The organism is Bacillus sp. MMSF_3353, assembly GCF_030733445.1.
In the GTDB taxonomy this organism is placed as follows: domain Bacteria; phylum Bacillota; class Bacilli; order Bacillales; family Bacillaceae_G; genus Bacillus_A; species Bacillus_A wiedmannii.
Genome location: NZ_JASHJA010000003.1, coordinates 1 through 14,059, shown reverse-complemented (window position 1 = coordinate 14,059; position 14,059 = coordinate 1). Strand labels below are relative to the sequence as shown.

At 35.4% G+C, this 14,059-nt stretch carries 15 protein-coding genes; 5 read left to right on the top strand and 10 right to left on the bottom strand.

Going from position 1 to position 14,059, the window contains the following annotated elements; genetic code table 11:
- Positions 1 to 33: 33 nt before the first annotated feature.
- Together RBB48_RS08125 and RBB48_RS08120 are read right to left on the bottom strand one after the other, a co-directional pair.
- Positions 34 to 1,974, bottom strand: a complete 1,941-nt coding sequence (locus RBB48_RS08125) for a BglG family transcription antiterminator (RefSeq protein ID WP_306007511.1) — start codon at positions 1,972 to 1,974, stop codon at positions 34 to 36.
- Positions 1,975 to 2,050: 76 nt separating this feature from the next.
- The gene (locus RBB48_RS08120) at positions 2,051 to 3,139 is read right to left on the bottom strand and encodes a DUF871 domain-containing protein (RefSeq protein WP_306007510.1); all 1,089 of its coding nucleotides are present in this window, start codon (positions 3,137 to 3,139) and stop codon (positions 2,051 to 2,053) included.
- Positions 3,140 to 3,458: 319 nt separating this feature from the next.
- On the opposite strand from RBB48_RS08120, the gene RBB48_RS08115 reads away from it, so the two are divergent.
- From RBB48_RS08115 to RBB48_RS08105, 3 genes are all read left to right on the top strand, one after another.
- A complete protein-coding gene (locus tag RBB48_RS08115) occupies positions 3,459 to 4,661 on the top strand; it encodes an MFS transporter (protein WP_097891344.1) in 1,203 nt (400 codons plus the stop codon).
- Between the two features lie 182 nt (positions 4,662 to 4,843).
- Positions 4,844 to 5,833, top strand: a complete 990-nt coding sequence (locus RBB48_RS08110; protein ID WP_306007509.1) for an NAD(P)-dependent alcohol dehydrogenase — start codon at positions 4,844 to 4,846, stop codon at positions 5,831 to 5,833.
- 510 nt (positions 5,834 to 6,343) lie between these two features.
- Entirely contained in the window at positions 6,344 to 7,999 is a 1,656-nt protein-coding gene (locus RBB48_RS08105; protein ID WP_048545730.1) for a Na/Pi cotransporter family protein, read from the top strand.
- A gap of 33 nt (positions 8,000 to 8,032) precedes the next feature.
- Here RBB48_RS08105 and RBB48_RS08100 read toward each other — a convergent pair whose 3' ends face one another.
- A complete protein-coding gene (locus RBB48_RS08100) occupies positions 8,033 to 9,031 on the bottom strand; it encodes a YhdH/YhfP family quinone oxidoreductase (protein WP_106383091.1) in 999 nt (332 codons plus the stop codon).
- 314 nt (positions 9,032 to 9,345) lie between these two features.
- Here RBB48_RS08100 and RBB48_RS08095 point away from each other — a divergent pair, with 314 nt between their 5' ends.
- Positions 9,346 to 10,554 (top strand): LCP family protein, encoded by a 1,209-nt coding sequence (locus RBB48_RS08095; protein ID WP_088062034.1) that lies wholly within the window; start codon positions 9,346 to 9,348, stop codon positions 10,552 to 10,554.
- Between the two features lie 148 nt (positions 10,555 to 10,702).
- Positions 10,703 to 11,143, top strand: a complete 441-nt coding sequence (locus RBB48_RS08090) for a hypothetical protein (RefSeq protein ID WP_000642361.1) — start codon at positions 10,703 to 10,705, stop codon at positions 11,141 to 11,143.
- A gap of 81 nt (positions 11,144 to 11,224) precedes the next feature.
- On the opposite strand, the gene RBB48_RS08085 is transcribed toward RBB48_RS08090, so the two are convergent.
- The 7 genes from RBB48_RS08085 to RBB48_RS08055 form a co-directional block, all read right to left on the bottom strand.
- Positions 11,225 to 11,989 (bottom strand): sulfite exporter TauE/SafE family protein, encoded by a 765-nt coding sequence (locus tag RBB48_RS08085; protein WP_098133084.1) that lies wholly within the window; start codon positions 11,987 to 11,989, stop codon positions 11,225 to 11,227.
- A 33-nt stretch (positions 11,990 to 12,022) separates the two neighbouring features.
- Complete coding sequence (locus RBB48_RS08080; protein ID WP_000437728.1) at positions 12,023 to 12,502, bottom strand: DsrE/DsrF/DrsH-like family protein; 480 nt, start codon at positions 12,500 to 12,502, stop codon at positions 12,023 to 12,025.
- Between the two features lie 72 nt (positions 12,503 to 12,574).
- Complete coding sequence (locus tag RBB48_RS08075; protein WP_000661816.1) at positions 12,575 to 12,871, bottom strand: rhodanese-like domain-containing protein; 297 nt, start codon at positions 12,869 to 12,871, stop codon at positions 12,575 to 12,577.
- A gap of 14 nt (positions 12,872 to 12,885) precedes the next feature.
- A complete protein-coding gene (locus RBB48_RS08070; protein WP_306007507.1) occupies positions 12,886 to 13,251 on the bottom strand; it encodes a rhodanese-like domain-containing protein in 366 nt (121 codons plus the stop codon).
- Positions 13,252 to 13,255: 4 nt separating this feature from the next.
- Positions 13,256 to 13,615 carry a sulfurtransferase gene (locus RBB48_RS08065; RefSeq protein WP_088062030.1) on the bottom strand — a complete coding sequence of 120 codons (360 nt, stop codon included), beginning with the start codon at positions 13,613 to 13,615 and terminating at the stop codon, positions 13,256 to 13,258.
- 66 nt (positions 13,616 to 13,681) lie between these two features.
- On the bottom strand, positions 13,682 to 13,909 hold the full coding sequence (locus RBB48_RS08060) for a sulfurtransferase TusA family protein (protein WP_000864996.1): 228 nt from the start codon (positions 13,907 to 13,909) through the stop codon (positions 13,682 to 13,684).
- Between the two features lie 24 nt (positions 13,910 to 13,933).
- A partial coding sequence (locus RBB48_RS08055; protein WP_199694975.1) for a sulfurtransferase TusA family protein occupies positions 13,934 to 14,059 on the bottom strand: 126 nt, incomplete at its 5' end.

The following is a 14,059-nucleotide window of genomic DNA, read 5'->3' as shown; positions in this document are numbered from 1 at the left end:
TCCGTTGTGTAACGGAAGTTTTTATATACTTTTTCAAAACGATAGTAAAATCTCTTGAAATTCTTCAATCATTCCAGCCTGAGTTAATTTTTCTATCGTATGCTGACTAGACATAATATCATATAAAAAATCATAAAGCTTTTGTAAATCTTCATTATTATTGCGCTTTACACTAAATAAAATAATAACTTGTACTTTCTTATCTCCCCAGTCAACCGCTTTATTAAGTGTACAAAACAGCAAAAATGTTTTCTCACTTAATAACTGCATCGGATGTGGAATTGCAACTAAATTCCCAACGGCTGTAGGAGATGTATTCTCTCTTTCCATAACAGAATCATAAAAGTTTTCTGGTACATAGTTTTTCTCAGCGGCTTTCTCACATAAAAATTGGATAACCTCTTCTTTCGTAGAAGCGCTATGATTTAAAAAGATCAAATCTTCCTTTATATACTGCTGTACACTAGTATTCACATGCGTAAACAACTGCTGACCGATGGATTTAATTTCTTTATCATCAAATATTGAGTTCACTTTTATAACTGGAACAGGCAAACCACTCGGTATATGAATCGTACTAATAATACAATCTATTTTATCTTTATAAAGGTCTTCCACTTTCAATTGATAATAACCTGTAATCCCTACAATCTCTAATTTATCTCGGAACTGTGATAAAATTTTATATTTCAATAGCTGGGCGCTTCCTTGACCAGTCGCACAAACTAGTAAACATCTTTTCTTTTGATTCTGTTCCTGTAAACGACTCATCGCTCCGCCAAAGTGAATCGCAATATAACCAATTTCACTTTCCGGAATCGATTCTCCCGTATATTCACCAATTATATCTCCTACGAGAACCGCAATTTCAAAAGCATACGGATAATTCTTTTTCACTTCTGCCAATAGAGGATTTCTCGTATTTAACTTATACTTCAAACGGTTTAATAACGTTTTTAAATGAACACCAAAACCAAATAATAATTCTTCATCATAATAAAAAATAAGATTCCGTTCTTCCGCTACTTTAAAAAGAATATGTTGCATAAATGCATATAGATCTTTCCCTAATAGTTCTTCCACATTTTCATAACGATCTCTCGCTGTAACAGCAGTACTCAATAAATGCATCGTCACATATAAAACTTCTTCTTCTGGAAATGAAAGATGCAACTCTTTCTCTAAATCCCCTACAATCTCTTTCGCAATTGTATACTCTTTCTTTATTATGAGTTCTGATTGCTCCGCATTCAGTCCTTTCATATAATGTTGATCTTCACAACGCCTTATTGCAATTGCAATATGAATGACTAAATTATCAATTTCAATATCTGATAAATATATCGTTCCTCCCTCGATATACTTTAATATAACCGAACGGATAAGCGGTATATGAGGTAACGATAAATATGTATCCCTCTGCTCAAATTGCTCATGAAACGGAGTATGATCATAGCGCGGTAAACCATATTGTGATAAACAAGAACGAATATGAAGCTCCTCTCCCACAATACGTATACCATAATACGGTCTCTTTTCAATTTGTAATTGATAGCGACCACATATATCTGTCACATCTTTCATAATTAAATTTACAGTCGATTTACTCACATAAATCTCCTCTGCTAACTGTGAAAGCTTCACATACCCCTCTGTCGTTACAATACGTTGCAGAATGTACGCTATCCTTTCTTCATAAGAAGTTGGGATCTTTTCCGTCTGTTTTTGAAATAGACCCACGCAAAACTCTTCAAACTTCTTCGTTTGTATAATTTCTAGTTCGTATCCAGTCCCTCTTTGCGATTCAATTTTCGCCCCGTTTTCTTCCAATATATCATTTAATAATTTTATATCTTTTTGAATCGTCTTCGTTGATACATGTAAACGGCTCGCTAAAAAAGCTCGATTTAACATCGATTTCTCTTCTAAAAACTCCTCTAAAATAGAAATTAATCGCTGATGCACTTTTGTCATAGCTCTTCCTCTCACAATTTATATATAAAAAGGAAAAAGCTGCTGAGGTCAGTAGTTTTTTCCTTTTTCATTTTATCTATTTCTTTAATGTAAATCCGAATTTATCCCATGCTTGTAAATAATCTAATAAGAAAATTTCTTCTTCCACAATTCGGCCAACTACATTTGTTTTTCCTGTATTCACCATATCTTTTAAAGCAATTTGTAATTCACCTTTATATTGACCATACTGTTCATTATCAATTAAAAGATCACCGCGTTTAATTTGGCGTGTATTATGCGGTTTGAACTCTTCTTTCTTATATTTCACACGACTTTGTGTCGAGCGAATCATATATTCAGATACATCTCCGCGGTAAAAATGAGGCTCGTCTAATACGATAATTTTTTCTAGTTCTGTTGTTGTATCATATAATCCTATATCAAATGTTTGTTTCTCTTTATTTAATGCACCTAGTGCTTGTAATTCTTCTTCTGATGCATACGCGTTCGCAATAATAACATCATCAATTAATTCTGTCGCAAATAAATGCTTCGCTTGTGTTGTCATCGGTAATTCACGATGCTGCTCTAACGTACATAACCCTTCTGTTACTGGCCAAGGTCCGTATGTTGCATCAAATGATGATATAAACGCAGCCGTTCTCATACCGTAATCTTTAAATTGTTTCGAGCATTTAATGAAATGATCGTATGATAATCCTGAATAACGATGCGGATAAAAATTATGGCAACCAATTAAATTTTCACGATTTGGTCTATGGCTCATAATGTTATCTACATATTTCGTACCGTTACTCATATTAATTTCAATTTTTAAGCCGTATGGATTGTAAGTCATAATCGATTCTTCTAAACCAGAGAATCCAACATCTAAACGAATACCGTACGCTCCTAACTCATGGAAGAAAGATAAATCATTATATGAAATACCTAATTGTGTAAAAACAGACGGACTAATATCAACTAATACTTGGAACCCTAATGCATTTGCATGAGAGATCGTTTCTTTAAACTCTTCTATAATTTTCTCTTTTTCTCCATCTACAGACAATAAGCATGTGAATACACGTGTAAATCCGTATTTACTTGCTAATGTTAAATATTCCTTATCTTTCTCTACTGTTGAATGTTCTGGATAAATAGAAATACCTAATCGTCTCATATGTACACGCCTCTTTCTTCATTGTTTTGTAAACCTTTTCAAATATATGTAGTGAAAAAGTATGTATCCCCTTCTCATTCACTACTTTTTGAATCCGCTTTCTTTAAAGAAAAAACAATTTCTATCATTCATAACAACTACAAGTCTATACATCTATACTTTACAACTTTTTTTCATAGTTGTGTAGCTTTTACACAAATTTGTCAGTTTTTCCACCTCGGAAATTGTTATACGTTTTCAAGGCACCTTCCTTGACTGTTACATTGACCAATACATATACTCGAAAGAAAAGAGAAAATTTTATATAGGGGATGAATATATGGGAGAAGCAATACTCGTAAAACGAGAATCGTTATGGACGAAAGAGTTTGTCGCTTTAATTTTTGCAAACTTATGTATGTTTTTAGGGTTTCAAATGTTAATTCCTACTTTACCTGTTTATGTGAAAGAAATTGGCGGCACAAGTTCTAATATCGGATTTGTTGTAGGCATGTTTACCGTGGCGGCACTTTTTGTTCGACCACTGACTGGAAACGCCTTGCAAAAATTCAACAAAAAAATCATTTTAATGATCGGTACTGCTATTTGTTTACTCGCTATGGGTAGTTATCTTTTCGCTTCAACCGTCTTCCTATTGCTTGCCGTGCGAATTTTACACGGAGCTGGCTTTGGTATTACAACGACTACATATGGAACTGTCGTTTCAGATTTAATTCCGCAAGCTCGTCGCGGCGAAGGCATGGGATATTTCGGTCTTTCTGGAACGATTGCAATGGCGCTCGGTCCACTTATCGGACTTTGGCTCATGCAAACATATAACTTCACGATTCTTTTTTTATGTGCACTTTCATGTACAATTGTTTCATTAATATTAACGAAACTACTTCAAATCAAAAAATCGCCGCAACCACCACAGCAAACATCTGGTACTTTTCTCGATGGATTTATTGAGCGCAAAGCTTTACTTCCTTCATTATTAATATTATGTATTACATTAATGTACGGCGGAATCGGGAGCTTTATTACATTATTTGCTACGGAAGTCGGAATTGCTGATATAAGCCTCTTCTTCTTATTTAATGCACTTGCAATCGCTGTCACTCGTCCGTTTTCTGGAAAGTTATACGATGCGAAAGGTCATGCATTCGTTATTATTCCAGGGGTTATCATTACGTTTACAGGTATTATTTTATTGTCGTATACAACTACAATTCCGAGTTTAATTATTGCAGCAGCATGCTACGGAAGTGGTTTTGGAGCGATTCAACCTGCACTACAAGCATGGATGATCGACCGAGTAGCACCACACCGACGAGGAGTCGCAACAGCTACATTCTTCTCAGCATTTGACCTCGGCATTGGCGCTGGCGCAATTATATTTGGATTCATTGCACACTTTACCAACTATGCAACTGTATATCGATATTCCTCTCTATTACTTATCGCTTTTCTTTTCATTTACATCACAAGCTTACGGAAGCAAAAACAAGGGGATAAAACAAAAGAAAAAGCCGTTGGGTAATGCTAATTGGTTCTTTTTCGAAGTACTTGGACCAAAAAATCATGTATACACATTTGTAAAAAGCAGTGGATTCCTAAAAAATCACACTGCTTTTTGCATTGTATTGAAGAGTGAACCGCTGTTCTATTTATTCATGTTGTTCGTATGATATTAACATATAGAACAAATTGGAGGAAATATTAATGAAAGCAATAGTATATACAGAATACGGTCTCCCCGACGTTCTTCAACTGAAAGAGATAGAAAAACCTGCTCCTAAGGACAATGAAATACTAGTAAAAATAAAAGCGACAACCGTAACAGCAGGAGATATTCGCTCACGAAGTTTTACGGTTCCCTCCTCTGTTTGGCTACCCGCTCGAATCGCACTTGGCTTTAAGCAACCGAAAAAACAAATACTTGGAATGGAATTGGCTGGTGAAGTTGAATCAGTAGGAAAAGACGTCACACGATTTAAAAGAGGAGACCAAGTTTTTGCAGCTACCCAAGTAAATTTTGGTTCTTATGCTGAGTATATTTGTCTACCTGAAGTTGGAGCAGTGTGCATGAAGCCCTCCAATATATCCTATGAAGAAGCCGCAGCCATCCCAATTGGAGCACGTACAGCTTTGTTTTTCCTTAGGAAAGCTAACGTTCAAAGCGGTCAAAACATTCTTATTTACGGAGCTTCTGGAAGTGTCGGAAGTTATGCAGTACAAATTTCCAAGTATTTCGGCGCAACAGTTACAGGTGTGTGCAGTAGCTCCAATTTAGAATTGGTCAAATCTCTAGGAGCTGACGAAGTAATTGATTACACCACAAAAAATTTTTCTACTACAGACGAAACTTATGATGTTATCTTTGAAGCGGTAAACAGGAGCTCCTTTTCAGAGTGTATTAAAATGTTAAAGGAAGATGGTACCTATATAAATATTGTTGAACCGTTACCAAGTGCTCAAATGTTCTGGACTAAATTGACAAGTCGCGTGAAACTCATATTAAGTCAAAACGCACCTGAAACTTCCGAAGCATTAAATTTCCTTAAAGAACTTGTTGAGGACGGTAAAATAAAAGTGGTCATTGATAGGCAATACACTTTTGAGGAAATTATTGAAGCTCACATATATGTTGAAAAAGGACATAAGAGGGGAAATGTCGTCATAACTATGGAGCATAATGACGATTCTAAATAAAGAAAAAACACTTTGCATAATTGTTAAAATGCAAGGCACCGAAAGTTTTTAACATAAAAAGGCAGAGCAAATTCATATGCGAATTGCTCTTTTTTATTGTTGCGAGCATCTCAAAAGAAAACAGTTTAAAATAATTTAATCGTTTTTTACTTTCATTAAATAAATCCATTTCAAACCTCCCCCGTTTCCCTACATATTTTTCTAACTTTAATCAAAAAATATGCAAAGAACCATCATCATAACAAAATAAAATTCCAATCCGCATACCCAGTTGGGTAGTTTCCCTTCACCTATTTTTACTATCAATAAATAGTGTGACAAATGTGACTTCTTTACAAACCGATTAGATATATCATCTAAAAAACCAATTAAATCCAGGTTTTTCTTTAAAGGTTTGTAAACTTTTTATCACTTTGTAAATTTAGTGTAAATTTTACTGATAAACCGTTTACAGTGCCTCAAGGTTTAGTTAATAATTACATCGTACATGAAATTTAAGGAGTGGAATGCGTGGAATACAATATTCAAGATATGATCTTCCAGTTCATTGGTGGATTAGGTATTTTCTTATTCGGTATTAAATACATGGGCGATGGACTGCAACAAGCAGCTGGAGATCGTCTTCGCGATATTTTAGATCGCTTTACAACAAACCCACTTATGGGTGTGCTAGCAGGTATGTTAGTTACTGTATTAATCCAATCAAGTTCAGGAACAACCGCTTTAACAGTCGGACTTGTAAGTGCCGGATTTATGACATTAAGACAAGCAATCGGTGTTATTATGGGTGCGAACATCGGTACGACAGTTACTGCATTTATTATCGGAATTAAAATCGGAGAATACGCTCTCCCAGTTATGGCAGTTGGAGCAATTTTGCTATTCTTCTTTAAAAATAAAAAAGTACATTCTGTAGGTCAAGTTGTATTTGGTTTTGGTATGTTATTCTTCGGTTTAGAATTAATGAGCGCAGGTATGAAACCTCTTCGTTCTTTAGAGGCATTCCAAGAGTTAATGGTTAGCATGAGTGACAATCCAATTTTAGGAATTATTGTCGGTACAGTGTTCACTTTAATTGTACAAAGCTCAAGCGCAACAATCGGTATTTTACAAGAACTATTCGGTCAAGGTGCTATTGATTTACAAGCTGCTCTTCCTGTATTATTCGGTGATAATATCGGTACGACAATTACAGCAGTATTAGCAGCAATCGGTACTTCAATTGCTGCAAGACGTGCAGCATTAGTTCACGTTATCTTTAATATTATCGGTACCCTTATCTTTACGATTATATTAATACCATTTACAAGTTTAATTCAATATTTCCAAACGTCATTAAATTTAAATCCAGAAATGACAATTGCATTTGCACACGGAACATTTAACGTAACGAATACAATTATTCAGTTCCCATTCATTGCAGTATTAGCATGGATCGTAACAAAAATCATTCGTGGTGAAGATTCATCTATTAACTTCAAACCGCAACATTTAAACCCAATCTTTATTGAGCAATCTCCAGCTATTGCTTTAACAGAAGCTCAAAAAGAAATCATCCGTATGGCTGAGTTTTCATTACACGGATTAAAAGAAGCGAATCAATTTTTAAATACACAAGACAAAAAACACGCTGATATGGCTACTCAATTAGAAGGAGCTATTAACAATTTAGATAAAAAAATTATCGAGTATTTAGTTTTACTATCAGAAAAACCACTTTCACCTACAGACTCTGAAAAGCATTCGGTGCTAGCAGGTGTCGTTGGAGATATTGAACGTGTCGGTGATCATGTAGAAAACCTTGTAGAACTTGTAGATTTCCAAATTTCACACCGTGTTTCACTATCAGACGAAGCACTAGCTGAATTAAATGAAATGCTTGAGTTAACAATTTCAACATTACAAGATGCAATCAATGCTTTAACTAACTTCGACACTGAACTAGCTCAAACGGTTATTGCAAAAGAACGTAAAATTGACCAAATGGAACGTGTTCTTCGTAAACGTCACGTATTACGCCTAAACGAACGTAGCTGTTCAGGTGATGCAAGTATCATCTACGTTGATATGGTAAGTAACTTAGAGCGTATCGGTGATCACGCTGTAAATATCGCTGATGGTGTTTTAGGTGAACAAGGTAAAATCAATTTAAAACAATCATTATAATAAAAAAGAGACGCTTAAGTTAGCGTCTCTTTTTTATTTCATATTTACAACCGTTCTTCCTTTTAACTTTCCTTGCAATATAAGTGTAAACTTTTCATCTAACTCTTCCAATGTACATTCTTCTGTATAAGATAGTAACTCATTATTTTCCCATTCACTTGCTAAGAGCGTCCACACATCTCTTCTCACATCCACTGGGCATTGCACAGAATCTATTCCTAAAAGACTTATGCCTCGCAAAATAAACGGATATACCGTTGTTTGTAACTCCTGCCCTGCCACATTACCGCATGTCGTTACACAACCACCATACTTTACCGTTTTTAAAGCGGTTTCTAGCATATGTCCACCTACAGTATCGATAACCCCGGCGTATATCCCTTTTAACATTGGTCTTCCTGATTCATCATTCAACTCCGTACGATGAATCACTTGTTTCGCTCCTAGACGTAGTAGCATCTCTTCCTCTTCCATTTTCCCTGTCGCTCCTACTACGTTAAATCCTAGCTTACTTAAAATACTAACAGCTACACTCCCTACGCCGCCTGTGGCACCCGTTACTAAAACATCTCCCATACTAGGCGTTATGCCTGCTCCAATAAGCTTATATACTGATAAAGCAGCTGTAAAACCTGCTGTCCCGTACATCATACTTTCCTTTAATGACATTCCCTCTGGTAAAGGGGTGATCCAAGATGCTGGCACGCGAATATATTCTCCGAAACCACCAGAAGTATTCATACCTAAATCATATCCCGTTACAATGACTTGATCTCCTACCTTAATGGTTTCCCCTTCACTACTCACAACTTCTCCTGCTGCATCAATTCCTGGCGTATGAGGATATGTTCTCGTAACACCTTTATTACCCGTGGCTGAAAGCGCATCTTTATAATTTAATGAAGAATAGTGAACCTGTATTAATACGTCCCCCTCAGGTAAACTACTTACTTCTCTCTCTACAATGTTTCTTACAAACTGCTTACTTTCTGTTTCGTTCACAACGATTGCTCGGAATGATGTATGATTCACTATGCCCGCTCCTTTATCCGTAAAATTCTTCTTTATTATATAGAAGAAACCAGTAAACCTACTCATTTCTTCTTGGCTATATTTCAACAAATCTTACTTCTCTATCACTTTCTCACAATACATGTTTTCATTTCCACTAAAACAACTTATACTTATTCTACATCTGAAAAATAAAATATAGAAAATCTGACTTTTTATAAATATATTGAATTTTTACGAAATGTAAATGATTTGTAATGTCTTTTTTCGTCAAATTTCATTATAATAAGTGGATGTGAGTGTCGTATTTCAATCCAAATGAAGGAGTACAGGAAATGGAGCAAAACCCATCTTTGCAAGAAAATACACGCAGTAAACCGAAAAAAAGTAGGAAAAAAACAAAAATTATTATAAGCGTTATTCTATTCTTTTTAATAATAGGTGGCGGTTATACTTGGTTTTTAGTAAATAAAGCATCTTCTGCTGTTCGAAATGCCGCACACGATTTAGCGCGCGGTGATAAATCTGATTTACGTGATAAAGCTGTAAAACCTATCACAAATAACGTCTCCGTCTTAATCATGGGTGTTGATGAAAGCGATGTCCGCGGGAAAGAATATGGAGAAGCTATAAGAACGGATGCACTACTACTTGCAACGTTTAATAAAGATAGCAAAACTGTAAAACTATTAAGTATTCCACGAGATACATATACTTATATCCCAGTGGAAAAGAAAAAAGATAAAATTACACACGCTCATGCATACGGTTCTACTAAAAACGGAAAAGATGGTGGACCCCAAGCAAGCATTGATGCAGTTGAAAAATTAATGAATGTTCCCGTTGATTACTTTGTAAAGTTTAACTTCAAGTCATTTATGAAAATTGTCGACGATTTAGGTGGTATTGAAGTCGATGTACCAGTTGAATTTACTGAACAAGATAGTAATGATACTGCTGATGCGATTCACCTGAAGAAAGGTGTTCAAAAGCTAAATAGTGAAGAAGCTCTTGCCCTTGCTAGAACGCGCCACATCGATAGTGATGCAATGCGTGGACAACGCCAACAGCTCGTTATTGAAGCTATTTTAAAGAAACTAACAAGCGTTGGATCTGTAACAAAAGTTGGTAACATCATTGATGATATTAACGGCCAATTCGTTACGAACTTAACATTCGATGATATGCTTTCATTCTATAAGTACGGATCGGATTCGGAAATTGAGAAATTACAAATTCAAGGTGAAGACTGCTATATGGAAAAAGGTGACGATACATGTAGCAAATCTGCTGGCGGCGGCCGAACATATTACTACAATCCAGATAAAAAAGAATTAGCAAATGTAACAAACGGGCTTCGCGCTCACCTTGGATTACCTGCATATACAAAAACAGACTCTGATTCGAAGAAAACAAGCACAGAGAAAACAAAAGAATCTAAGTCTGAAAATTCAAGTGAACGCGAATCAAGTAACAATGAAGTGAAAAATAAGAATAAAAATAGCAGTGAAGATACAGAAGCATCGTCTAACGACAATGAATAAAAAAGAAGCAGTTCTCTATGGAGGTAGAGTACTGCTTCTTTTTATTTCTTCTAAATCAAAAATCAGAACTTTCTAACTATCTTTTTTAATATTTTTAAATTATAATAAATAGTAGCAATCTATTCCAATTATCAGGGGGCTCATACATATGAAAGCTGCAGTAAAACATAACATCTCAGATTTTAAAGACTACTTAAAATCCAACGATATATACATGGAAGAAAATATAGATGAAAATGATGGTTCTGTTCATTTTTCAGTAGGCTTAGAAACAGAAGCTGGCGCAAAAATTCAACTTATCGCTGCTTTCCAAAACGAACATCCTACTGTGGATATATACTGCTTCAATGTTGCTCACGTACCTGATGCAACATCAACAAATGATATTTTGCATGTTATCAATGAATTAAACACATCTTATCGATTTGCAAAATTCACATTAAACAAGCAAAATGCAATTGATATTTCAGCATCGCTTGCATTCTCAGAACCAAACTTTAATCCAGCACTTGTCTTTGAACATACGAGAATGCTATATAAATTAGCAAATGACGAATATAAAAACTTAATGAAAGTTATTTGGGCATAAATCAGCCTGCACCAATCGGGCGTTTACTACCTTCAAATAGCGGCATAAATAAAAGGATGGGCTGCAAGCAGCACCATCCTTTTATTTCAATATCATATCAATCCACATCTTAATAGCTGTACCTACAATCAAAATCGATAACATATATTGCAATGCTTTTTGATTGATCTTTTTCCCGACTCGCGCTCCAAGCGGCGCAGCAAAGATACTTGCAATCGCGATAATAAGAGCTGGAATTACAACTACTTGCCCAGTTATTACTTTTCCAGTCGTAATTCCTACTGAGGAAATAAACGTAATTGCGATAGATGTTGCTATTGTTGTACGTATCGGCAATTTTAAAATGACCAGCATAATGGGAACTAATAAGAAAGAACCTCCAGCACCTATAATGCCTGATGCTCCGCCTACAATAAATGCTAACAAACTTGCTAACCATTTATTATATTTCACTTCATCACCATTATTTCGTTTCGGTACGAACATCATAATAGCAGCTATTGTTGCTAACGCTGCATAAACAACATTGACCGTATGTTCCGCTAATACGTTAGCACCAAAACTCCCTATGAAACTTCCTATTAATATACTAGCTCCCATATACACAACTAGCGTTTTATCCATATCATTACTTTTCCGATAGGCCCATGCCCCTGCAAAAGTTGCAAAGAATACTTGAACCGCTGTAATACCACTTACTTCATGTGACGTATAGCCAGTAAACCCCAGCAATACCGGAATGTATAAGATCATCGGATAATTAATAATCGCACCGCCAATTCCAACCATTCCTGATATAAACGATCCTATAAACCCAATTATAAAAAGTAATACGACTAAGCTCATCTTACATCCCCTCCCTTCTAAAAAGAAGGTGAATTAAATGAATAAGTTTACATTCCCATCCGAAGCATCTGCTAAATAAGCTCCTACTCCTGCAAACTCTACCCCTTCCATAATCTCTTCCTCTTTTAACCCTAATAAATCTACTGTCATTTGACAAGCGACAAGTTTAATCCCCTGTTCTTTCGCCAAATCGATTAAATCTGGTAAAGGCATCGCATTATGTTTTTTCATAATACCTTTAATCATCTTTGGTCCCATACCTGCAAAATTCATTTTTGATAATCCCATCTTATCCGCACCGCGTGGCATCATCTTTCCAAATACTTTTTCGATGAAAGTTTTCTTCACCTTCACATGCTCATCTTTCCTTAAAGCATTTAATCCCCAAAAAGTATGAAAAATAGTTACCTCTTGATCATACGCCGCTGCACCATTTGCAATAATATAAGCAGCCATTGCTTTATCATAATCTCCGCTAAATAAAACGATTGTTGTTTTCTTCTGTTGTTCCATGTTTTTCTCCCTCCGATTACCTATAGGGGTATTTTGTCATTTATAAAAAGGCTCAAATCATGTATCTCTGTACTATACGACTTTACCTTCCCATGCTAACATACCACCTACCATATTAATTGCTTGAAAACCGTAGCTCTCTAAAAACTGAACTGCTCGTGCACTTCTTCCGCCAGAACGACAAACGATAATATACTCTTTCTTTTTATCCAACTCATGCATACGAAACTCTAATAGTCCTAGTGGAATATTACATGCTTCTGGGATTTTCCCCTCGGCAACTTCTTCTACTTCACGTACGTCCACGATATTGACTGCTTCTTTACGTAACAATTTTTCTTCCAATTCTTTTACTGTCATTTCTTTCATTTTAAAGTTCCTCCTCACAAACCATTCATACCGCCTGAAACATTGATAACGTGCTGAAATCCTAATTTCTTTAATACCTTTGCTGCTTGCTTACTTCTCATCCCGCTCTGACAAATAACGATTACTTCCTTATTTTTATTTAACTGATTTGCTTTACTCGCTAACTCATTTAATGGGATATTCTGAAACCCTTTCATATGATTGCCTCTATACTCACCTACTGTACGCACATCGATAAATTGTTTATTCTTTTGCCCCATCATACGTTTTAAATCTTTTCCTGAAATATTTTTTACTCCTCTAACTGGTAAGAAGCGAGAAATAATAAACCACGATACAAGTACAATTAAGATTACATTTAATATTGTCTTTACATCCATAAAACTATTTAAACTCCTTTTGTGCTTTTTTCCCGTCCAAATATATACTATAGCTTTGAATATGGAACCCTTTCTTTCTTAAAAAACGAACACTTAAATTCCGATCCACTTTATTATGAACAATAAGATGCAAAGGCTTATTTGGTATTTCATGATAATACCGTTTTAAATACGCATACGGTATACACATAATTCTAGAAGTGTTATCACTGTGACTCTCTGTATAATTGCGTACATCTACAACAACACTTTCCATTTTCCTTACTTGTTCTAACGAAATATATGCAACGTTTAAAACCGGAATGTAACGTTTTACTAAAATTCCTAGCATCCATACTAGTAGAGATATAACTATATAAAACATATATGATTATCCTCTTTACTTTCAATAATAAGCAGAGGATGTAATCTTCCACTTGTTATTGAACTGCTATGCTTTCTTGATCCAGAATTTTAATTCACCAGATTCTTCCGTGTGTTTTAACACTTCATGACCGCCTTTTTGTGACCATGCTGGAATATCTTTAATCGCACCTTTATCTGTTAAGTGTACTTCTAACACTTCTCCCGATTGTAATGCTTCCATTGCCTTCTTTGTTTTTACAATTGGCATTGGACATGCTAATCCTTTTACATCTAATACTTCTTTCACTTTCACCTTATATGCCTCCTATTTTTATAATTAAGCTTTCTTAATCCAGAACTTTAATTCGCCGTCTTCTTCTGTATGCTTTAACACTTCATGACCGCCTTTTTGTGACCATGCTGGAATATCTTTAATCGCACCTTTATCTGTTAAGTGTACTTC

Bases quoted from the DNA above. Each gene is read 5' to 3' on its own strand.
- RBB48_RS08115 (WP_097891344.1), top strand. From the start codon at position 3,459: ATGGGAGAAGCAATACTCGTAAAACGAGAATCGTTATGGACGAAAGAG.
- RBB48_RS08110 (WP_306007509.1), top strand. From the start codon at position 4,844: ATGAAAGCAATAGTATATACAGAATACGGTCTCCCCGACGTTCTTCAA.
- RBB48_RS08080 (WP_000437728.1), bottom strand. From the start codon at position 12,502: ATGGAACAACAGAAGAAAACAACAATCGTTTTATTTAGCGGAGATTAT.
- RBB48_RS08095 (WP_088062034.1), top strand. From the start codon at position 9,346: ATGGAGCAAAACCCATCTTTGCAAGAAAATACACGCAGTAAACCGAAA.
- RBB48_RS08070 (WP_306007507.1), bottom strand. From the start codon at position 13,251: ATGGATGTAAAGACAATATTAAATGTAATCTTAATTGTACTTGTATCG.
- RBB48_RS08125 (WP_306007511.1), bottom strand. From the start codon at position 1,974: ATGACAAAAGTGCATCAGCGATTAATTTCTATTTTAGAGGAGTTTTTA.
- RBB48_RS08120 (WP_306007510.1), bottom strand. From the start codon at position 3,139: ATGAGACGATTAGGTATTTCTATTTATCCAGAACATTCAACAGTAGAG.
- RBB48_RS08090 (WP_000642361.1), top strand. From the start codon at position 10,703: ATGAAAGCTGCAGTAAAACATAACATCTCAGATTTTAAAGACTACTTA.
- RBB48_RS08085 (WP_098133084.1), bottom strand. From the start codon at position 11,989: ATGAGCTTAGTCGTATTACTTTTTATAATTGGGTTTATAGGATCGTTT.
- RBB48_RS08065 (WP_088062030.1), bottom strand. From the start codon at position 13,615: ATGTTTTATATAGTTATATCTCTACTAGTATGGATGCTAGGAATTTTA.
- RBB48_RS08075 (WP_000661816.1), bottom strand. From the start codon at position 12,871: ATGAAAGAAATGACAGTAAAAGAATTGGAAGAAAAATTGTTACGTAAA.